The following is a 20,564-nucleotide window of genomic DNA, read 5'->3' on the forward strand; positions in this document are numbered from 1 at the left end:
CAAAGGAAGACAGAGTTGTGAGCACCTCTACCGAGGTCCAGCAGGACACGAGGTTCTTCGGGCACCCACGAGGACTGGCGAACCTCTTCGGCGTCGAGATGTGGGAGCGCTTCTCCTTCTACGGGATGCTCGGCATCCTGCCGATCTACCTCTACTACAAGGTCGAGCAGGGCGGCCTGGGCCTGGCTCAGGAGTCGGCGCTCGGCATCGTCGGCGCGTACGGCGGCCTCGTGTACCTCTCGGCCGTCATCGGCGCGTGGGTCGCGGACCGGCTGCTCGGCTCGGAACGGACGCTCTTCTTCAGCGCCGTGCTGATCATGATCGGCCACATCAGCCTCGCGCTCCTGCCCGGCCTGGCCGGCATCGGCGTCGGCCTGGTCTGCGTCGCGGTCGGCAGCGGCGGGCTGAAGTCCAACGCGACGGCGATCGTCGGCACGCTCTACGCCGAGGGCGACGAGCGGCGCGACGCGGGCTTCACGATCTTCTACATGGGCGTCAACCTCGGCGCGTTCGTCGGCCCGCTGCTGACCGGGCTCGCGCAGACCGAGGTCGGCTTCCACCTCGGCTTCGGCCTCGCCGCGATCGGCATGGCGCTCGGCCTGATCCAGTACACGCTGGGCCGCAAGAACCTCGGCGAGAAGGCCAAGGAGGTGCCGAACCCGCTGCCGTCGTCGCAGCGGCTGCTGGCCGTCGCGGCCGCCGTCGTGCTGGTCGCCGCGATCGTGGCGCTGGTGCTGACCGGCGTCGTGAACCCCGGCAACCTCGCCGACGTCGTCGTGTGGGTGGTCGGCGTGATCTCGGTGGTCTACTTCCTCGTCATCCTGACCAGCCGCAAGATCACCGGCGTCGAGCGCAGCCGGGTGTTCTCGTTCATCCCGATGTTCATCGCCAGCGCCGCGTTCTTCTCGCTCTACCAGCAGCAGTTCACCGTCGTCGCGGCCTACACCGACCAGCGGCTGAACCGGGACCTGTTCGGCTGGGAGATGCCGGTGTCCTGGGTCAACTCGATCAACCCGGTGTTCATCATCGTGTTCGCGCCGATCCTCGCGGCGCTGTGGACGAAGCTCGGCGAGCGCCAGCCGTCGACGCCGATGAAGTTCGTGCTCGGCACGGTGCTGATGGGCGCCGCCTTCCTGCTGTTCCTGCCGATGGTGGGCAGTGGCAAGAACGCGAGCCCGTTGCTCGCGATGGTCGGCATCCTGTTCGTCTTCACGATCGCCGAGCTGTGCCTGTCACCGGTCGGGCTGTCGCTGTCGACGAAGCTGGCCCCCGAGGCGTTCCGGACGCAGATGGTGGCGCTGAACTTCCTGTCGATCTCGCTGGGCACCGCGATGTCCGGCAAGCTCGCCGAGTACTACTCGGTGGACGACGAAGCGCCGTACTTCAGCACGGTCGGCCTGGTCGCCATCGGCATCGGCGTCCTGCTGTTCCTGGGCATCCCGTTCATCCGCAAGCTGATGAAGGGCGTCCACTAGCCCACGGTGACGCCGAAGATGACCCCGACGAAGTAGGTCACGAGCATGGTGAGAGCGCCGACCCCGACGTTGCGCAGGATCGCGCGCCCCACCTTCGCGTCGCCGAGCCTCGCGCTGATCCACCCGGTCAGCGTGAGGCCGACGACGACCGCGGCGGCGCACGCCCACACGCGCAGGGAGACGCCGACCCAGGCGATGGAGAGCATCGGCAGCAGGGCGCCGATCGAGAACGCGACCAACGACGCCCACGCCGCCTGCCACGGGCTGGTCAGGTTGTCCGGGTCGATGCCGAGCTCGGCTTCCGCGTGCGCCTGCAGGGCGTCCTTTTCGGTCAGTTCGCGGGCGACGCGGCCGGCCAGTTCGGGCGAAAGGCCCTTTTGTTCGTAGATCTCGGCCAGCTCGCGTTCCTCGGCCTCCGGCATGGTCTTCAGCTCCTGCTTTTCCAGCCGGAGCAAGGCCTGTTCGGTGTCGCGCTGGGTGCTGACCGAGACGTATTCCCCACCGGCCATGGAAAAGGCACCGGCGACGAGCCCGGCGATTCCGGCGGTGAGGATCGTGGTGCTTTCGGTGGTGGCCCCGGCGACGCCGACGACGATGCCGGCGACGGACACGATGCCGTCGTTGGCCCCGAGAACGCCCGCGCGCAGCCAGTTCAGCTTCCCGCCGAGGCCCTGGTGCGGTTCGTGGGCGTGGCCCGCGGCGTCGTCGTCGATGGTTTCGGTCACCCGACAAGTGAAACACGGAAGCGGAATCGTGGCGAGAGCGCGTATTCCGGTCAGGTCGGCCTAATTAACACATGCCTAACCTAAGCCGGTCCTGTGTGGACTGAAGGGTTTTGCGTCATCATGGGCGGTATGGACGAGCAGGTGTGGCAGCCGCTGAACACGGTGGAGGGTCTCCCGCTGCGCGGCGGCGAAGGCCGGTTCCGGCTGCTGGAGACCGCGTCGAGCGGCTTGGCGTACCTGATCCACTACCCGGCGGGGGTGGCTTCGCCGACGCACGCGCACGACCACGACTCGATCGTGTACGTCCTGTCGGGCAAGCTGCGCGGTGCCGTGGACGGCGTCGAGGCGGACCTGGAGCCGGGGGACTCGGTGCTGCACCCGCGGGGCGTGGCGCACCACGTGGAGGCGCTGACGGACTCGATGTGGGTCGAGTTCAAGTCGCCGTTGCCCGGCCGCCCGCCGATCGCCTGAGCTCGGGCCGGGCAGGCTGAAGGGTCCGTTGCTCTCATCACACGGCAGGAAAGTCCCCTTCACCGCATCAGATGCGATGAACGTCCCCTTCAGCGCGCCCGCCGATCGCCCGAATTCGGGCATGCTCGTCTTCGTGATCGATGAATTCGCGAAGGCGTACCTCCACAGCGACCTCCGGGAGATCCGCGAGGCGCTGCTCGGGAAGCTCGACGGGTTGTCCGAGTACGACGTCCGGCGGCCGCTGACCGCGACCGGGACCAACCTGCTCGGCCTGGTCAAGCACCTGTCCGTCACGGAGGCCCGGTACTTCGGTGAGGTCTTCGGCAGGCCGTCGCCCGAGCCGGGTCCGCGGTGGGACGACCTCTCGCTGCGCGGTACCGACATGTGGGCGACCGAGCACGAGACGCGCGAGGAGATCATCGGCCGCTACCGGCGCGCCTGGGCGCACTCCGACGCGACCATCGACGCGCTCGCCGTCGACGCGCCCGGTCACGTGCCGTGGTGGCCGCGGCCGGACGTCATGCTGTTCAACATCCTGGTTCACGTGCTCACGGAGACCAGCCGGCACGCCGGGCACGCCGACATCCTGCGCGAACAGCTGGACGGCTCCGTCGAGATGACCGCGTCCGCCCGTCAAGCCGCGATCGACCGGCGGGCGGAAATCGAGCGGGTGGCGCGGAAAGCGGAAACGCCCGGCCCCGCCAGTGCGGACCCGGGCGTTTCCCAGCGGTGAAGCTCAGACGTCCAGCTCGGCGAGGGCCTGCTTGGCCTTCTCGAGCTCGGCCTCCAGCGCGGCGACCTTCGCGGCCTGCGCGTCGCGGGCCTGGTTGATCACCTCGTCGATCGGGCCGGACAGGTCGCTGTGCAGCTCCTTCGCCGCGCGCGAGACCGCGGCGGCGGGGATCTCCAGGCCCTTCGCGACCCACTTCGAACCGTTCTTCAGCTCGGCCTGCCACTCGCCGTCGGCGGTGCCGGTGACCGTGAGGATCAGCTCGACCGTGCGGGTCTTCTTCGCCGTCGACGCCGTCGCGCCCTTGGGGCGGCCGCGCTTCGGCTTGGGGGCCTCTTCCTCGGCGGCCGGCTCGGGCGAGCCTTCCGAAGAGGGGGACGCGGACTCGGTGACGGGCGCCTCGGCGGCGGGAACCTCCGGAGCGGAAGCCGGAGCCGAAGCCGTTTCCTCGTCGTGCGTCAGGACATCCACGGTCATCGTCGTGTCGTCTCCTTGCCCGGGGAAGGGGGTGTGGTTCGCGGCACAGCGTAGAACATGCGTTCGAGCCGCGCCACTCGGGGTGTCATGACAAGGCCCTCCCGGCGCGCAGCCGGAAGGGCCCTGACGAAGAGAACGCTAGCTCACTCCTCGGACTTGCCCGACTTCAGGCCCGACGAGATCAGGTCCATCACGGACGAGTCGGCCAGCGTGGTGACGTCGCCGACCTGGCGGTTCTCCGCGACGTCGCGCAGCAGGCGGCGCATGATCTTGCCCGAGCGCGTCTTCGGCAGCTCCGGCACGACCATGATCTGCCGCGGCTTCGCGATCGGCCCGATCTCCTTGGCGACGTGGTTGCGCAGCTCCTGGATGGCCGCTTCGCCACCGTCGGCGGCGTTGCCGCGCAGGATGACGAACGCGACGATGCCCTGGCCGGTCGTCGGGTCGGTCGCGCCGACGACCGCGGCCTCGGCCACCGTCGGGTGCGACACCAGGGCCGACTCGACCTCGGTCGTCGAGATGCGGTGGCCGGACACGTTCATCACGTCGTCGACGCGGCCCAGCAGCCAGACGTCACCGTCGTTGTCGTACTTCGCGCCGTCGCCGGCGAAGTAGAAGCCCTGCTCGCTGAACCGCGACCAGTACGTCTCCTTGAAGCGCTCCTCGTCGCCCCAGACACCGCGCAGCATCGACGGCCACGGCTTGTCGAGCACCAGGTACCCGCCGCCGCCCGGGCCGACCTCGTTGCCCTGGTCGTCGACGACCTTCGCGGAGATGCCCGGCAGGGCCTTCTGCGCCGAACCCGGCTTGGCCGCGGTGACGCCCGGCAGCGGCGAGATCATGATCGCGCCGGTTTCGGTCTGCCACCACGTGTCGACGATCGGGGTCTTGTTCGCGCCGATGTTCTCGCGGTACCAGATCCACGCCTCGGGGTTGATCGGCTCGCCGACCGAACCCAGCACGCGCAGCGTCGACAGGTCGTACTTCTCGGGGATTTCCGCGCCCCACTTCATGAAGGTGCGGATCAGCGTCGGCGCGGTGTAGTAGATGGAGACCTTGTACTTCTGGATGATCTCCCAGTGCCGGCCCTCGTGGGGGGTGTTCGGCGTGCCTTCGTAGACGACCTGCGTGACGCGGTTGGCGAGCGGGCCGTAGACGATGTAGCTGTGGCCGGTGATCCAGCCGATGTCCGCGGTGCACCAGTAGACGTCCTCGCCGGCCTTGTGGTCGAAGACGTTGTGGTGCGTGTACGCGGTCTGCGTCAGGAAACCGCCCGAGGTGTGCAGGATGCCCTTCGGCTTCCCGGTCGTCCCGGACGTGTAGAGGATGAACAGCGGGTGCTCGCTGTCGAACGCCTCGGGAGTGTGCTCTTCGGACTGTCCGTCGACGAGCTCGTGCCACCAGAGGTCGCGCGAGTCGGTCCACGGCACCTCGCCCTCGAGCTTGTCGCCCGTGCGCTTCACGACGATGACCTTTTCGACGGTCTCGGCGCCTTCGAGCGCTTCGTCGACATTGGCCTTCATCGGCGCGGCCTTGCCGCGGCGGAACTGGCCGTCGGAGGTGATCACGATCTTCGCGGCGGCGTCGTCGACGCGGGCCCGCAGCGCCGTCGGCGAGAAGCCGCCGAAGACGACGCTGTGCAGCGCGCCGATCCGCGCGCACGCCAGCATCGCGAAGATGGCCTCGGGGACCATCTGCAGCTGGATCGCCACGACGTCGCCGGCGGTGACGCCGAGCGAGGCGAGTGCGTTGGCGGCCTTGGAAACCTCGGTCTTCAGCTCGGCGTAGGTGATGTCCCGGGTGTCACCCGGCTCGCCGACCCAGTGGATCGCGACCTGGTCGCCGTGGCCGGACTCGACGTGCCGGTCGACGCAGTTGTACGCGACGTTCAGCTTGCCGCCGACGAACCACTTCGCGAACGGCGCATTGGTCCAGTCCAGTACCGTGGTCCACTTCGTGTCCCACGTCAGCCGCTCCGCCTGCTTCGCCCAGAACGCTTCGCGATCGGCGTCCGCTTCGGCGTAGAGATCGGCCTTCGCGTTCGCCTGAGCAGCGAACTCGTCGCTGGGCGGGAAGGTGCGGCTCTCGGTGAGCAGGTTGTCCAGGGCTGGGGACTGCTCGGTCATGGTTGCAAGGCCTCCTGTAGTGCGCCGAAACGACGGCTAGCGGCACGCTAGCGACGTTAGTCCGCCTTGTAAAAGGTTGCACCCACGTTGCCCCGCCGTTTCACCGAGGCAGGCGAGATCCGCTGACTAAGCGTTCGTTCAGCCGAGCCTTCGCGGCCGGCCACTCCGGCGCCAGCATCGAGTACGTGACCGTGTCGCGCGACGAGCCGTCCGGGCGGATCCGGTGCGCCCGCAGGACGCCTTCGCGAAGCGCGCCAAGGCGTTCGATGGCGCGTTGCGAGCGGAGGTTGCGGATGTCGGTCTCCCACGCGACCCGTTGCGCGCCAAGGGTTTCGAACGCGTGCCGGAGGAGGAGCAGCTTCGACTCGGTGTTCAGCCCGGTGCGCTGCCAGTCCGCGCCGATCCACGTGTGCCCGATGGAGAGGATCCGGTGCTTCTCGACGACCTGGTAGTACGACGTCGTCCCGGCGACCCGCCCGGAGGCGACGTCGATCTGCGCGAACGGCCGCCGGTCGGGGTCCGCGAGGGCCTCGGCCACCATCCGCTCGGCCGCGGGAAGATCCCCCGGCTGCCGGATGCTCAGCCACGCCCAGACGCCCGGGTCGGAACCCGCCTCGAACAGGCCCTTGGCGTGCTCGGGCGTCAAGGGCTCCAGGCGGACCTGCTCGCCGGACAGGGTCGGTCTCGCGTTCCAGTCGCTCACGTGATCACCGTAAACGCCGTATTGGCTGCCTCTGATAGCCAATTTCCGAGCGTTTCCAGAGACCACTTCGGCGTTGCCTATGCTCGTCGGACCACGACGAAGGGCGAGATCGATGGCCGAAGAGCGGGAAGAGCTGAGCTGGGAGCTGTTCGGCACGGCGAGCCGTGAACTGGCTCACACCATCGCCGACGACGGCTTCGCGCCGGACCTCGTCCTGTCCATCGCCCGCGGCGGCCTGTTCGTCGCCGGCGCGCTCGGCTACGCGCTCGACGTGAAGAACCTGCACGTGATGAACGTCGAGTTCTACACCGGCGTCGACCAGCGCCTCGACCTGCCGGTGATGCTGCCGCCGGTGCCCAACGTCGTCGACCTGACGAGCAAGAAGGTGCTGATCGCCGACGACGTCGCCGACACCGGCGCGACGCTCAAGCTGGTCCGCGACTTCTGCCTCGACCACGTCGCCGAGGTGCGCTCGGCGGTCATCTACGAAAAGCCGCACTCGACGGTCAAGTGCGAGTACGTCTGGCGGCACACCGACAAGTGGATCAACTTCCCGTGGTCGGTGCTGCCGCCCGTGGTCGCCCGCGAAGGCCAGGTGCTCGATGCCTGACCCGCTGAAGCCCCTCCTCGACCTCGAAGGCGTCGCGGCGGCGGCGAAGTCCGCGCAGGACGCCGTGTTCAAGGTGCACCGCCTCCCGGCCAACCTCCGCGGCGGCGCGGCGACGGCGGCCGAGGCGTCGGTCCGCGCGGCGCGCGCGTCGGCGGGCATCGAGGGCGCGAACCCCGAGCTGCCCGCTGACGGCGCGGTCGCCGACCCGGTCCTCGCGGGCGCGCTGCGCGTCGCGGAGACGCTGGAGTCGCTGCTGCCGACGTGGCGCCGGGCACCGCTGCAGGCGTTGGCGCGCTTGCACGTCCTGGCCGCGGCGGACCTCGTCGACGACCTGGATGCCTTGGGGCGCCCGCATTCCGGCGGCGGCCGGCTCGAAATGCTGGCCCAGCTGGTGACCGGCGCGACGTCGGTGCCGGGCCCGGTCCTGACCGCGGTGGTGCACGGGGAACTGTTGGCGCTCAAGCCGTTCGGCAGCGCGGACGGCGTCGTCGCGCGGGCGGCGGCGCGGCTGACGATGGTCGCGACGGGCCTCGACCCGAAGGCCTTGAGCGTCCCCGAAGTCGCGTTCTTCCGCCGGGTGCCTCGTTACCTCGAGGCCGCCGAAGGCTTCGCGGGCGGAACGCCGGAGGGCGTCCGGGCGTGGCTGCTCTTCTGCTGCGAAGCGTTCGAAGCAGGGGCGCGCGAAGCGAAGAGCATTTCGGACGCCGCTTCCTAGGCGGCGAGGGCCGCGAGCAGTTCGCGCTCACGCCGCGCGCTGAGGCCCGCACGCCGTTCCCGGTCCAGGCCCTGCTCGCGCTCCCAGCGCAGTGTGTCGGCGAGCAGTTCCGCGCGGGGCCGGTGCCGCAGCCCCGCGGCGCGCGCCGCGGAACCGTCGCGTGCCGACCACCCTTCCCAGCCCGGCTCGGCCAGCCACAGGGGCAGCGATTCCGGCCCCATGTACTCCGCCACGCCGTGGGCGAGCAGCCACGCCGATTCGGCGGCGACCACCGGGCCGGTGTGCCCGCCGGCGGCGCGGGACAGCTCGATCCACTCTCCGAACGGGACGACCGGGCCGACCGCGTTGTACGTGCCGGTGGTCCCGGTCTCGGCTGCGTCGAGCAGCCAGGAGGCGAGGTCCCGGACGTCGATCACCTGGGTGGGTGCGGCCGGCGTGGCGGGGACCAGCATCGGCCCTCGCGGATCGTGTGCGGCGCGGGCGACCCAGTACCCGGAGCGCCCGCTGTGATCGCCGGGGCCGCCGATGAGCCCGGCTCGCGCGATGAGGAGCCGGTCGCCCGCCACGGCCGCCGACGCCTGCTCGCAGGCGACCTTCGCCTCGCCGTACAGCTCGCGGCCGGCCTCGCTCCGGTCGGTCGGGGCGAGCAGGGCCGCGGACTCGTCCGCCCCCGGCGAGGCGTGGGAGGCGTAGACGTTGCCGGACGAGACGTACACCCAGTGCCCGGCCCTGCGGCCCAGCGCGTCGAGCGCGCCACGAACGAAGCCCGGCTGCCACGACACCTCGACGACCGCGTCCCACGCCCGGCCGAGCACGGGCTCGTACGCCGACGGATCACGCCGGTCGGCGGCGACCAGCGTCGCTCCGGCCGCGACCTCTCCGCTCTCACCCCGGGCGAGGCAGGTCACCCGGTGACCGCGGTCGACCGCCTGCCGGGACAGCTCCCGCCCCACCCACGCCGTTCCGCCCAGAACCAGGATCTCCACCCCGGCAGCCAAGCACGGGATCCCCGCCCCGCCGGCCGGATTCGCTGACGGCGGACGCGGTGTCCTAAGCGGACAGCTTCGCCGACCACTTCTCTTCGATCCGCCCGAACCGCCACACCGCGAGCGCGACGACCCACGTCAGCACGAACAACCCCACGATCCCGAACCCGACGTAGTCCAGGTCCACCGACGCGATCGCGGCGAGCGGCCCCGACGTGATGTCCAGCTTCTCGGCGAGGATCGACACCAGCTCGACGGTCCCGATCAGCAGCGCCACCGCGACCGACAGCGCGGTCACCGTGATGTTGTAGAAGATCTTGCGCACCGGCTTCGCGAACGCCCAGCCGTAGGCGAAGTTCATGAAGCAGCCGTCCACGGTGTCGAACAGGCTCATCCCGGCGGCGAACAGGATCGGCAGCACCAGGATCGCGTACCAGGGCAGCGCGAACGTCGCCGCGCCCGCGGCCAGCACCAGCAGCCCGATTTCGGTGGCGGTGTCGAAACCCAGCCCGAACAACACGCCGACCGGGTAGATGTGCCACGGCTTGCGCACGGCCTTCGTCGCGCCGCGCAGCAGCCGGTTCAGCACGCCGCGGTTGTCCAGCTGGTGCTCCAGCGCGGCTTCGTCGAACTCGCCGTGGCGCATCCGCTTGAACACCCGCAGGATGCCGACGAGCACCACGAGGTTCAGGATCCCGATCACGTACAGGAAAACGCCGGACACCGACGTCCCGATGAGGCCGGTCGCGTCGTGCAACGCCGAGGAGTCGTCCTCGACCTGCCCGGCCAGCGCGCGGACGCCCAGCGACAGCAGCAGGCACAGCGCGAAGACGATCGTCGAGTGCCCGAGGGAGAACCAGAAGCCGACCGAGAGCGGGCGCTGGCCGTCGGCCATCAGCTTGCGGGTCGTGTTGTCGATCGCCGCGATGTGGTCGGCGTCGAAGGCGTGCCGCATGCCGAGCGTGAACGCCGTGACGCCGAGGCCGATCCCGAACACGCCGGACGTGCCCAGCGCGTAGTGGTGGGGTGCGACGAAGGCCGCCAGCACCACCCAGCCCACGACGTTGAGCAGCAGGATGACCCCCGCCATCCCGCCGACCGACACCCACTCGCGACGCGAAAGCCGCGCGCTGGAGCCCTTCATGCCCACCCGCCTTCCCTCTCATCTGAGAGGTTAGGCAGGTGAACAGATGAAGGGAAGTCAGCTCGCCCGCGCCCGCACGACGTCGAGTGCCTTGCGGACGTGCCCACCCGACGCGTGCAGCGCCTTCGCCGCCGTCTTGACGTCGACTCCGGAAAGCAGGTGCACCAGCGCCACCTTGAGGTCGCCCCCGGCCTCGGTGAGCGCGTCCGAGCAGTCCGCCATCGTCATGCCGGTGGCTTCCTGCAGGATCCGGATGGTCCGGCCGCGCAGCTTCGCGTTGGTGGCCCGCATGCTGACCATCAGGTTCGAGTAGGTCCGGCCCAGCTTGATCATCGTCGCCGTGGAGAACGACGTCAGGATCATCTTCTGCGCCGTGCCCGCCTTCATCCGCGTCGAGCCGGCGATCGCCTCCGGGCCGGTGTCGACGGCGATGAGCACGTCGACGCCGGCGGGCTTGGCGGCCTTCGGGTTGCCCGACACCAGGCCGGTGCGGGCGCCCTGGCGCGATGCGGCGGCGAGCGCGCCCAAGACGTACGGCGTCCTGCCCGACGCCGTCAGCCCGAGCACGAAGTCACCCGGCTGGACCATCGCGGCCATCTCGGCCGCGCCGGCCCCGTCGTCGTCCTCCGCGTTTTCGACGGCACTGCGCAAGGCCTTCTCGCCGCCGGCGTGATGCGCGATGAACCAGTCCGCCGGCACGTTGAACGTCGGCACCAGCTCGGCCGCGTCCAAGGTGGCCAGCCGGCCGGACGTGCCCGCGCCGACGTAGTGCACCCGGCCACCGGACCGCAGGGCGTCCACCGCGTAGTCCACCGCGCGCGCCACCTGCGGCAGGACCGCGGCGACGGCACCGGGGACCGTCCGGTCCTCGGCGTTGATCGCGCCCAGGATCCCCGCGGTGGACATCAGGTCGATGTCCGTGGTGCGGGGATTGCGGGTCTCGGTCGGCGAATCGACGTGCACCGCCTGCACGGGGACGGTCATCATGCGCCTCACTTTTTCTCCGGTCATTACTTGCCGGTTTCCCGCGGACGGCGACGACCGTCCGGCCTGACCCCCAAGCGGTGCGAGCCGACCGCGTCCCTGGTGGCGTCCAGAGCGCTGACCGACGCGTCCATGTGCTGCTGCGCGACGCCGATGAACAGGCAGTCGATGACGGTGAGCTGCGCGATGCGGCTCGCGGTGGCACCCGAACGGAAAGTGGTTTCCCGCGCCGCCGTCGTCAAAACGTGGTCGGCGACCTCGGTGATCGGGGAGCGGGGGAAGTTCGTCACGGCGACGGTGATCGCGCCGTGCTCGCGGGCCACCCGCAGCGCCTCGACGGTGTCGGTGGTCGCGCCGGTGTGCGAGACGCCGATCGCGACGTCACCGGGGCTCAGCACCGCGGCCGAGGTGAGCATGATGTGCGTGTCCGACCACGCGAAGCACACGCGGCCGATGCGGTGCAGCTTCTGCTGCAGGTCGGCGGCGACGAACGCGCTCGCGCCCACGCCGTAGACGTCGACGCGGCCGGCGCTCGCCACGATCTCGATGACGCGCTCCAGCGTGGCGACGTCGAGCTGGTCGGCCGTCTCCTCGACCGCGCGGGCGTCGGCGAAGCTGACCTTGCCGATGACGGCGGCCAGGTCGTCCTCCGGGCCGATCTCGCCACCGAGGTTGCGCGTGGTGCGGGCCTCGGTGCGCGCGGTGTCCGCGGCCAGCGCGATGCGCAGCTGCGGGTACCCGCCGACGCCGACGGCCTTGCAGAACCGCGTCACGGTGGTCTCGCTCGTGTTGGCGGCCAGCGCCACCTCGGTGATGCTGCGTCTGGCCACCGCGGCCGGGTCTTCCAGCACCACCTTCGCCACGCGCTGCTCGGCGCGGGCCAGGCCGGGGAGCAGGGACCGGATCCGCACCAGCGGGCTGGCGTCGGCGTCGCGCACGGCCGTCTGGACCGATACGGGCTCGGACGGTGCCGTGCCGACTACGGATTCGGTATCACTCACCGTCGGAAAGTTACTAACCGTTGGCATTTGCGACAAGGCTACCCACACCCTTCGGTACGATCGCAACCCGTCCGTGTCTGCGGATCTAGATTTGCGATTAATCGTTGACCAGAAAGTCGCCAACAGGGTCGACCTTGTTAACGAGGTCAAGCTAACGACTTGGCAACTTAGTGTCGCGGTGCAAGCGGCAAGAGGACGGTTAACTCCGGCTAATGGTCGACGGTGAGCAACACTCTCGTCACCGGCTGCTCAATTGCCAACCCTCTGCGACGAACGCATCGGGATTCCGTTCACCGTCGAGGAGTGATCGGCCGCGCTCGGTGACTTTCACACCGTCGACCGAAACTCCGCGTCCCGTGTAGTTCGGGTCGGTGCTGTAACGCCACCGCAGGCTCACCGACGCGCCCTGGGGCAGCGTGGCGGTGACCTTCCACCAGGCACGGTGGCCGTGTCCGGAGAGCGACGTCACATCTCCGGAGGGTGCACCCGGACCGGAAACCGCCAAGGTGATCGGTTGCCAGTTCACGCCGTCGGTCGTGGCCTGCAGCTGCAATGGATCAGTCGGTCCTTCGGTGTCCACGAAGGCGGAAAAGGAAACCCGCGCTTGATCACTTTGCGTAGTAAATGCGCGAGTACTCAGCGTGGCCACGCCGGCATTACCCAGCGTGCTCGTCCAAGCGTCTTTTCCAACTGCCGGTTCCACCGCCATCGCCCTGGCCAGCGACGTCGCCCACACCTGCCGCGCGGTGTTGATCGAACCCCAGTTCCGGGTCGGGTGCACGCGGTTGGTGAGCAGGATCGCGAAGGAACGCGACTCGGGGTCGATGACCAGCGTCGTCCCGGTGTAACCGGTGTGCCCGGCGGTGACCGGCGACGCCAGCGCGCCCATGTACCAGGGCTGGTCGAGCTCGAAGCCGAGACCGTGCGAGTCGTCCGGGAACTGCTGGTTGTAGTTCGTCAGCATCTGGCGCACGGTGTCGCCGCCGAGGATCCGGTGCCCGCCGTAGGTGCCGCCGTTGAGGATCGTCTGGGCGAGGATCGCCATGTCGCCCGCGGTGCTGAAGACCCCGGCGTGCCCGGCGACGCCGCCGAGCGACCACGCGTTCTCGTCGTGCACGCTGCCGCGCACCATCCCGCGCGGCGGGTTCGCCTCGAACTCCGTCGCGGCGATCCGGGCCAGCTTCGACGCGGGCGGGTTGTAGCCGGTGTCGACCATGCCCAGCGGCGCGGTGATGCGGTCGTGCACGACCTTGTCGAGCGGCTGCCCGGTCAGCTTCTCGACGATGAAGCCGAGCGTGAGCAGGTTGATGTCGGAGTAGAGGTACGTCGTGCCCGGCTTGTTCTTCAGCGGGCTGTCGAGCACGGCCTGGCGGCGCGACGGGATGTCCGGGTAGCCCGCCCACAGCGACGGGATCGGGTCGGCGTCGAACCCGGAGACGTGCGTGAGCAGCATCTTGACCGTGATGGCGGCTTTGTCGCCGGTCGCGAACTCGGGGAAGAAGCGGCTGACCGGGGTGTCGATGGTCAGCTGCCCGCGTTCGACCAGCTGCAGCACGGCGATCGACGTGAACAGCTTCGAGATCGACGCCATGTCGAAGATGGTGTCGTTCTTCATCGGGACCTGCTGGTCCGCGGGCAGTTCGGTGCCGGCGGCGTCGGCGTACCGCAGCGCGCCGCCGACGGCGTACCGGTCGACGACCACGCCGTCGTGCGCCAGCAGGCCGACCGCGCCGGAGAAGTGCGGGTGCCCGGAGGCGTCCGGCTTCGTCCAGCTCGCCAGGAAGTCCTCCGCCGCCTTGATCGGCGCCGGATCGAGGTTCACCTCCTGCGGAGCCCCCGCGCGCAGCGTCGTCCACGCCGGGGCGAACCCGTGCTGCGGCCGGTCGAAGCGACCGGCGTCGTCGTGGCGTCCGGTGATGGCGCTGGCCCCCGAATTCAACACAGTCAACATCAGGGCGACCAGCACTCCGGTGGCCGCGGCGATGACCTTCCTAGCACGCACGAGTTCCCCCTCAGCGGTAGAGCAGGTAGTGGCGACGTCTCCGGTCGAACTCGGCGAGCTCGGCCCGCCAGGCCCCGGTGACCTCGTCGACGCCCGCCCCGGCGTCGACCATGGTCCGCAGGCGGTCGGAGCCGGAGAGCTTGTCGATGTAGTTGTCGGGACGCCAGGCGAAGACGTCCGGGTGCAGGGCCTTGGCCGTGACGAGCATGGCGACCGCGGTCCGGATGGCGTCGAAGGCGCGCGGGTCGTCGACGCTCACCTGCACGCCCCCGCAGGTCTGGTTGACGAACTTGCTGAACGTCGGCACGAAGTAGATCTCGCGGAACTTCGCGCCGGGCAGCCGCAGGTCTTCGAGCTTCTCGCGCCAGCGCCAGTCGAGCCCGGGCGCGCCGATGATCTCGAACGGCCTGGTCGTGCCGCGGCCTTCGGAGAACACCGTGCCCTCGAACATGCCGGTGCCCGGGTAGACGAGCGCCGTGTCCGGCGTCGGCATGTTCGGGCTGGGCAGCACCCAGTTCAGGCCGGTCCGCGCGAAGAGCGTGTCGCGCTGCCAGCCGCGTACTTGAACGACTTCGAGGTTCTTGAGTTCGACGCCGTCACCGAGCAGGAACTCCGCGGCGAAGAAGCGCGCGAGTTCGCCGACGGTCATGCCGTGCTGCTGCGCGATCGGCTTCCGCCCGATCCCGGAGGCGAACTTCGGGTCCAGGACCGGGCCCGCCAGGCGGCCGCCGATCGGGTTCGGGCGGTCGAGCACGACGAACGCGGCGTTGACCTTCGCCGCCGCGACCATCGCGGTGTAGAGGGACCAGATGTAGGTGTAGAAGCGCGCGCCGACGTCGGCGATGTCGAAGACGACCGTGTCGACGCCCGCCTTCGTGAACAGCGAAGCGAGCTTCGTCGCGTCGACGCCGTACGCGTCGTACACCGGGACGCCGGTGCGCGGGTCCGTATAGTCGCCTTCGGAACCGCCTGCCTGTGCGCTGCCGCGGAAGCCGTGCTCGGGCCCGAAGGCCGCGACCGGCTTGACGCCGGCCGCGACCATCGAGTCGACGATGTGGTCGCCGTTCAGCAGCACACCCGTCGGGTTGGACAACACGCCGAGCTTGCGGCCCTTGAGCGGCCGCCAGCCCTGCGCGGCCAGCTGCTCCGCGCCGGTGAGGACCCGGTTCCCGCTTTGCGTGGCCACTCCCGGCTGTTCCGGCTGCGCTCCGGCCACGGCTGAGCCGCCCGTCAGCGCCGGGACCGCGAGCGCGCTCGCGCCGAGGAAGTGGCGCCGGTTGAGGTTCACCACGTGAGCCCGTGGCCGAACGGATACTTCACGGTGTGCACGTCGGTGCCCGCCGGGATGTCGACCGGCAGCTTCCCGACCGGCTTCGTCTCGCCGAGGATGACCTTGGCGAGCGCCTCCAGGGTCGGCCCGATGTAGCCGTAGGTCGCCAGCCACGTCTTGACGGCGCTCGGGTACCCGGCGTCGTACGGGATCTGCGCGGCGACCGCGACGACCGGCTTCCCCGTGGCCTGCAAGGCGTCCAGGAGCTTGGTCTGCAGCGGGAAGCCGCCGATGTTGTTGGTCAGCACGACGACCAGGTCGACGTTCTTCGCGTCGGCGACGGCCTGGGCGATCTGGGCGTCCGTCGGGGCCTGCCCGGTCTGGTACGCGGTCGCCTGCGTGCCGTGGGCGGTCAGTTTCTCGGCGAGCGTCGCCGTCGTCGAGACGCCCCAGCCGGTGACGAGCGTCGTCGCGGGCTTCTGCTTCAGCGGCAGGAGACCGGCGTCGTTCGCGATGGCCGTGATGCCGCGGTCGGCGATGTCCTGCGCGGTGGCGAGGTGCGACGGCGTGCCAACCGTCTTCATGACCTTGTTCGTGTCCACGAACGGCGAGAAGAGGATGCCCCGCTTGAACTTCAGCTTGAGGACGCGGAGCACGCTCTGGTCGATCTGCCGCATCGGGATCTCACCGGACTTCACCGCGGCGAGCACCGAGTTGATGGCGACGTCGAGGTGCACCGGCATGAGCAGCTGGTCGACGCCCGCCTTCAGGGCGAGGACGGGGATCTCGGCGTCGCTGTGCATCTCGCGCACGCCCTGCATCTCGAGGGAGTCGGTGACGATCACGCCGTTGTAGCCGAGTTCGTTGCGCAGCTTCCCGGTGACGATCGGCTTCGACAGCGTCGCGGGTTCGAGCGACGGGTCGAGGCTGGGGAACTGGATGTGCGCGGTCATGATCGAGTCGATGCCCGCCGCGATCGCCGCCTTGAACGGCGGCACGTCGGTGGCCCGCCACTGGTCCTCGGTGCTGTCGATCCGCGGCAGGCCGGTGTGGCTGTCGGTCGGCGCGGCGCCGTGGCCGGGGAAGTGCTTCGAGGTCGCGGCCACGGACTGCTGGAAGCCCTTGATCTCCGCGGTGACGTAGTCGCTGGCCAGGCCGGGCTGCCCGGAGAACGAACGGACGCCGATGACCGGGTTGACCGGGTTGGAGTTGACGTCCGAATCGGGCGCGAAGTCCTGGTTGATGCCGACGGCCCGCAGCTCCTGGCCGAGGATCGTCGCGGCCTGCGTCGCGCGGTTCGTGTCCCGGCCGGCCGAGATGGCCATGGCGTTCGGGAACTCGGTGGCCGGCGCGCCCATCCGCGTCACCGTGCCGCCTTCCTGGTCGGCGGCGATCTGCAGCGGGATGTGCGCCCCGCTGGTGATCGCGGCCTTCTGCAGGCCGTTCGACAGTTTCGCGACCTGCACGGGGTCGTCGAAGTTGTCACGCGTGGCGTTGTTGAAGTAGATGACGCCGCCCAGGTGGTACTTCCGGACCACCTCGGCCGCGGTGTCGACGCCGAAGTCCGCCTGGTTCTTCGGGTTCACCTCGTCGGCCGACTTGCCGTTCACCCACGTGACGAACAGCTGCCCGACCTTTTCTTCGAGCGTGAGCCCGCGCAGTGCCTGCGTCGCCGCGGCCTCCGCCCGCGCGTCCGCGCTCACCGCCGGTGCGCTCGCCGCCGTCGCGACACCCACACCGGTGAGGGCGAGCACCCCCGCGACGGGCAGGGCGAGCGCATGGAACCTCCGATTTCGGGTCGTCACGACCAGCCTCCCAGAAAGTTGCGGGCGCCCGGCGGACGTGAGAAGTCCACTCGGAGGCGCCAGTATCGGGAAGCTACTCACCGAATCCGGCGATGTCCATCGACCGACCGCACCAACGGGCCGTTCGTACCCGGATCGGTAGGAAAGTCGCCGTTCGCAAGATGCGGGATTGCGGACCACGTCGGCGAGTGGGCTGTGCATCGCCGGACTTTCCGCATAGACGAGGCGGCGCCCGTGACCCCGAAGGGCCAACGGGCGCCGCCTGCAAGCGCGAACTTCTCGGGCGACCAAGCGTGCAACTCTGGTCGTACCTACATGGACTCGGCGTGTGGCGTCCCACTACGCAGTCCCTAGACGACGAGCCTCCCGCGGCGCGCTGCGCGTGGGTACCCGGAGTCCGCGCACGGAGGTTTGCCGGGGTGGAACAGGCTTCTCTTCTACCTGCTCCCTGGCCGACCGAACGTCCGCACCTACTTTCTACGCCGTGAGCCCGGTCACTTCAAGTGCGCGGATGGGTGCACCGGTACAGAGGCTGGATCGGGTGACATCGGCACCCTGCGCGACGGACAATTCGGGGCTGGGCCAAGCAAACCGGCGATCGTACGGCCGTGTGGGTGGCGGGTTCGCGGCTATCGGGACCGACGGCGACGGCTGAGGCCGTACCAGGTCGCGCCGGCGGCCACCGCGCCGACGCCGAGGGCCACCATCCCCGCCGAGCGCGTCGGGATGCGGCTGCGCAGTGACATGGGCCGGTCGAACGCGAGGATCGGCCAGCCCCGGTCGAGTGCCTCCCGCCGCAGGAGCTTGTCCGGGTTGACCGCGTGCGGGTGCCCGACGACCTCGAGGAGCGGGATGTCCGTGCTCGAGTCCGTGTAGGCGAAGCACTCGGCGAGGTCGTAGCCGTGGGTCGCGGCGAGCTGCTTCGCGGCGACGGCTTTGTTGGCGCCGTAGCAGTAGAAGTCGACTTGGCCGGAGTAGCGCCCGTCGACGATCTGCATCCGCGTGGCGACGCTGCGGGTCGCGCCGAGCATCTCCGCGACCGGCGCGACGACCTCCTCGCCGGTCGCCGAGAGCACGATGACGTCGTGGCCGTCCTGGCGGTGGCGGGTGATCAGCTCGGCCGCCTCCACGTACACGAGCGGGTCGACGACGTCGTGCAGGGTTTCGCGGACGATCGCCGAAACCTGGGCGACGTCCCAGCCGGCGCACAGGGCGGAAACCTCGGCGCGCAGCCGCTCGGTCTTGTTCTCGTCGGCGCCGGCGAGCGAGAACACCAGCTGCGCGTAAGCGCTTCGCAACGCGGCGCGACGGTTGATCAGCCCCTCCCGGAGCAAGGGCTTGCTGAACGCCAGCGCGCTCGACGAAGCGATGATCGTCTTGTCCAGGTCGAAGAACGCGGCCACCGCGTGCTCCGGGCCCGGCTTCCGGACGCGCGACGGCGCGCTGCTCGGTTCGGCCACGTGACCAGGATAGGAGCTTGATCGACGCGCGTCCCGTTGATCCACCACGCGCGCGTCGCGGCGGGCGGAAAATCCATGACAACAAGGCACTTCCGGCGCGCCATGCCGTTATCGAACTGTGTGCATCGCCCGGCGCGCGAACCTGCGCACCCCGGAGTTACAGTGAGGGAGCCCGGTGTCCAACCGGGCCGGTTCAGTCCGACCCCCCGGGGCTGAACCCACGGCGGCCCCCGTCCCTCCCCCCTGGCGGGGGCCGCCCTCTTACCTCCTCCTAACCTTCGCGATTTCCCTTGCGCCCGTTGGGTTCCTGTCGGCCAACTCGTTTTGCCGTCCGTTAACCCGGAATGCTTTCCCGGCCTTTCTCGGCCTTTCCGGGAATCGCGCCGGATTCATCGGATGCGGTTCTTTCGCGCTGATTCCCGCCGCAAGTGCGTCGCGGGCGGGCGAGATCCTGCCACAGCTCACCGACAGAACCCACCGGCGAGCCACAGCCAGGACCGCGGTTGTCCACAACACCCCGCTTGTCCACAGCCGCCCGCCCGCCCCGTTGTGCCACCCGGCCACCGCCCGCGACGGTGGAACCCGGGCCACCCGAGGCCCGCACCGGCGACGGGGGAGGAAGCATGACGGGAGAACGACCGCTCGTGGTCGCGGCCGACGAGACGGTGCTCGACGAGATACTGCGCGTGGCGGCGGTGGCGGGCTGCGAGGTCGACCGGGCACCGGACCTGACGGCGGCCCGAGGGCACTGGGCCCGGGCGCCCTTGGTGGTCCTGGACGAAGAAGCCGCCCGGCTGCCACCGGTGCTGCCCCGGCGCGCCGGGATCGTGCTGGTCTGCAAGGGCAGCCCGGGGCCGAGGACGTGGGAGCACGCGTTCCGCGGCGGCGTCGAGCGCGTGATCTCGTTGCCGGAGGAGGAGACGGAGCTGGCGGGCGCGTTCGCCGACGTGGTCGAGACCCCGGCGGAGGAGGCGGGCCTGGTGCTCGCGGTGGTCGGCGGCCGCGGCGGAGCGGGAGCGTCGGTCTTCGCGGCGACGCTGGCGTTGGCGGCCGACCGAGACCCGGGCGGCGCGCTGCTGGTGGACTGCGACCCGCTCGGCGGTGGCCTGGACTTGTTGCTGGGGTTGGAAAAGATCCCGGGCCCCCGCTGGTCGGAGGTCCAGCTGAGCGGCCGCATCTCGGTCCCGTCCCTGGCGGCGGCGCTGCCGAGGAGAAGACATCGGGGCGGCAGCTTGCCGGTGCTGGCGTGCGGCTCGGAGGGCCAAGGCCCCTCAGCCGAGTCTCTGTCAGCGGTGGTTTCGGCGGGCCGCAGAGCGGGCCGCACGGTGGTGTGCGACCTCCCCCGAACGCTGGGACCGGCGGCCGCGGAAGCGGTGACGGTGGCCGACTTGGTGGTGCTCCTGGTCCCGGTGGAGTTCCGAGCCTGCATGGCGGCGAAGCAGGTGCTGCGCGCGCTGTCGGAGCTGACGGCCCGCATCGGGGTAGTCGCGTGTGGACGATCGCTGACAGGAGCATCCCCCACCCAGACAGCAGGGCTGCTGGGCCCACCGTTGCTGACGACGATGCCCGCGGAGAGAGGCCTCCCGGCGGCGGTGGAGAGAGGCGAGTTCCCGGCAAAGCCCGCAGGTCCATTGGCAACGGCGGCGGCAGAGGTACTGGCGGTAGCCCGCCGCGAGGCAAAGGCGGCGGCCCGATGAACGAGCTGCGCAGAGGAGGAGCCCCGGTGAGAGTGTCCGACTTGCTGTTCCCCACGGTCCTGACATTGGCGGCCCGAGGCCCGGCAAGCGCACAGAACTTCCTGGCAGCGCTGGCCTCCCCGAGCGAAGAGCAACGCCCAGCCGCCCCGGCGACCACTGGCCCCAACTTCCTGCCCGCCGCGG

18 protein-coding genes are annotated in these 20,564 nt (G+C 69.9%); 6 read left to right on the forward strand and 12 right to left on the reverse strand.

The genetic code is table 11. The annotated features are described in order from the left end of the window. Positions 1-17 precede the first annotated feature (17 nt). A complete protein-coding gene (locus tag QP939_RS16665) occupies positions 18-1,475 on the forward strand; it encodes a peptide MFS transporter (RefSeq protein WP_285457686.1) in 1,458 nt (485 codons plus the stop codon). Here the strand turns inward: QP939_RS16665 and QP939_RS16670 are convergent. Further along, a complete protein-coding gene (locus QP939_RS16670) occupies positions 1,472-2,200 on the reverse strand; it encodes a VIT1/CCC1 transporter family protein (RefSeq protein WP_285457687.1) in 729 nt (242 codons plus the stop codon). The two genes, QP939_RS16665 and QP939_RS16670, sit on opposite strands and share 4 nt — an antisense overlap. 129 nt (positions 2,201-2,329) lie before the next feature. Here QP939_RS16670 and QP939_RS16675 point away from each other — a divergent pair, with 129 nt between their 5' ends. Both QP939_RS16675 and QP939_RS16680 read left to right on the forward strand, forming a co-directional pair. Beyond that, positions 2,330-2,671, forward strand: coding sequence for a cupin domain-containing protein (locus QP939_RS16675; RefSeq protein WP_285457688.1), 342 nt, complete (start codon positions 2,330-2,332; stop codon positions 2,669-2,671). A gap of 121 nt (positions 2,672-2,792) precedes the next feature. After that, a complete protein-coding gene (locus QP939_RS16680) occupies positions 2,793-3,404 on the forward strand; it encodes a DinB family protein (RefSeq protein ID WP_285457689.1) in 612 nt (203 codons plus the stop codon). 3 nt (positions 3,405-3,407) lie between these two features. Here the strand turns inward: QP939_RS16680 and QP939_RS16685 are convergent, their stop codons facing one another. From QP939_RS16685 to QP939_RS16695, 3 genes are all read right to left on the reverse strand, one after another. Then, positions 3,408-3,878 (reverse strand): DUF6319 family protein, encoded by a 471-nt coding sequence (locus QP939_RS16685; RefSeq protein WP_285457690.1) that lies wholly within the window; start codon positions 3,876-3,878, stop codon positions 3,408-3,410. Between the two features lie 143 nt (positions 3,879-4,021). Continuing rightward, positions 4,022-6,004: an acetate--CoA ligase gene (acs, locus tag QP939_RS16690; RefSeq protein WP_285457691.1), complete on the reverse strand. Its 1,983-nt coding sequence runs from the start codon at positions 6,002-6,004 to the stop codon at positions 4,022-4,024. Positions 6,005-6,104: 100 nt separating this feature from the next. After that, positions 6,105-6,707, reverse strand: coding sequence for a GNAT family N-acetyltransferase (locus QP939_RS16695; RefSeq protein ID WP_285457692.1), 603 nt, complete (start codon positions 6,705-6,707; stop codon positions 6,105-6,107). A gap of 112 nt (positions 6,708-6,819) precedes the next feature. Between QP939_RS16695 and QP939_RS16700 the strand changes: the two genes are divergently transcribed. Beyond that, on the forward strand, positions 6,820-7,317 hold the full coding sequence (locus QP939_RS16700; protein WP_285457693.1) for a phosphoribosyltransferase: 498 nt from the start codon (positions 6,820-6,822) through the stop codon (positions 7,315-7,317). Further along, the gene (locus QP939_RS16705; protein ID WP_285457694.1) at positions 7,310-8,032 is read left to right on the forward strand and encodes a Fic family protein; all 723 of its coding nucleotides are present in this window, start codon (positions 7,310-7,312) and stop codon (positions 8,030-8,032) included. Before QP939_RS16700 ends, QP939_RS16705 begins: the two co-directional genes overlap by 8 nt. Here QP939_RS16705 and QP939_RS16710 read toward each other — a convergent pair. The 8 genes from QP939_RS16710 to QP939_RS16745 all read right to left on the reverse strand — a co-directional run bounded on the left by QP939_RS16710 (position 8,029) and on the right by QP939_RS16745 (position 18,684). Beyond that, the gene (locus QP939_RS16710; RefSeq protein WP_285457695.1) at positions 8,029-9,018 is read right to left on the reverse strand and encodes an NAD-dependent epimerase/dehydratase family protein; all 990 of its coding nucleotides are present in this window, start codon (positions 9,016-9,018) and stop codon (positions 8,029-8,031) included. The two genes, QP939_RS16705 and QP939_RS16710, sit on opposite strands and share 4 nt — an antisense overlap. A gap of 64 nt (positions 9,019-9,082) precedes the next feature. After that, entirely contained in the window at positions 9,083-10,162 is a 1,080-nt protein-coding gene (gene nicT, locus QP939_RS16715) for a Nickel transporter NicT (protein ID WP_285457696.1), read from the reverse strand. Positions 10,163-10,219: 57 nt separating this feature from the next. Continuing rightward, entirely contained in the window at positions 10,220-11,149 is a 930-nt protein-coding gene (locus QP939_RS16720) for an N-acetylmuramic acid 6-phosphate etherase (RefSeq protein ID WP_285457697.1), read from the reverse strand. A gap of 23 nt (positions 11,150-11,172) precedes the next feature. Continuing rightward, positions 11,173-12,147: a MurR/RpiR family transcriptional regulator gene (locus QP939_RS16725; RefSeq protein WP_434219650.1), complete on the reverse strand. Its 975-nt coding sequence runs from the start codon at positions 12,145-12,147 to the stop codon at positions 11,173-11,175. 238 nt (positions 12,148-12,385) lie between these two features. Then, complete coding sequence (locus QP939_RS16730; protein ID WP_285459765.1) at positions 12,386-14,113, reverse strand: serine hydrolase domain-containing protein; 1,728 nt, start codon at positions 14,111-14,113, stop codon at positions 12,386-12,388. Positions 14,114-14,159: 46 nt separating this feature from the next. Continuing rightward, the gene (locus QP939_RS16735; RefSeq protein ID WP_285457699.1) at positions 14,160-15,437 is read right to left on the reverse strand and encodes an exo-beta-N-acetylmuramidase NamZ family protein; all 1,278 of its coding nucleotides are present in this window, start codon (positions 15,435-15,437) and stop codon (positions 14,160-14,162) included. After that, positions 15,434-17,173, reverse strand: a complete 1,740-nt coding sequence (locus QP939_RS16740) for a glycoside hydrolase family 3 protein (RefSeq protein WP_285459766.1) — start codon at positions 17,171-17,173, stop codon at positions 15,434-15,436. The genes QP939_RS16735 and QP939_RS16740 overlap by 4 nt, the downstream gene beginning before the upstream one ends. Before the next feature lie 680 nt (positions 17,174-17,853). Further along, complete coding sequence (locus QP939_RS16745) at positions 17,854-18,684, reverse strand: HAD family hydrolase (RefSeq protein ID WP_285457700.1); 831 nt, start codon at positions 18,682-18,684, stop codon at positions 17,854-17,856. A gap of 623 nt (positions 18,685-19,307) precedes the next feature. Between QP939_RS16745 and ssd the strand changes: the two genes are divergently transcribed. Then, positions 19,308-20,381: a septum site-determining protein Ssd gene (gene ssd / locus QP939_RS16750; protein ID WP_285457701.1), complete on the forward strand. Its 1,074-nt coding sequence runs from the start codon at positions 19,308-19,310 to the stop codon at positions 20,379-20,381. Positions 20,382-20,564 lie beyond the last annotated feature (183 nt).

Origin of the sequence: Amycolatopsis nalaikhensis (genome assembly GCF_030264295.1) — a bacterium.
Lineage (GTDB): Bacteria > Actinomycetota > Actinomycetes > Mycobacteriales > Pseudonocardiaceae > Amycolatopsis > Amycolatopsis nalaikhensis.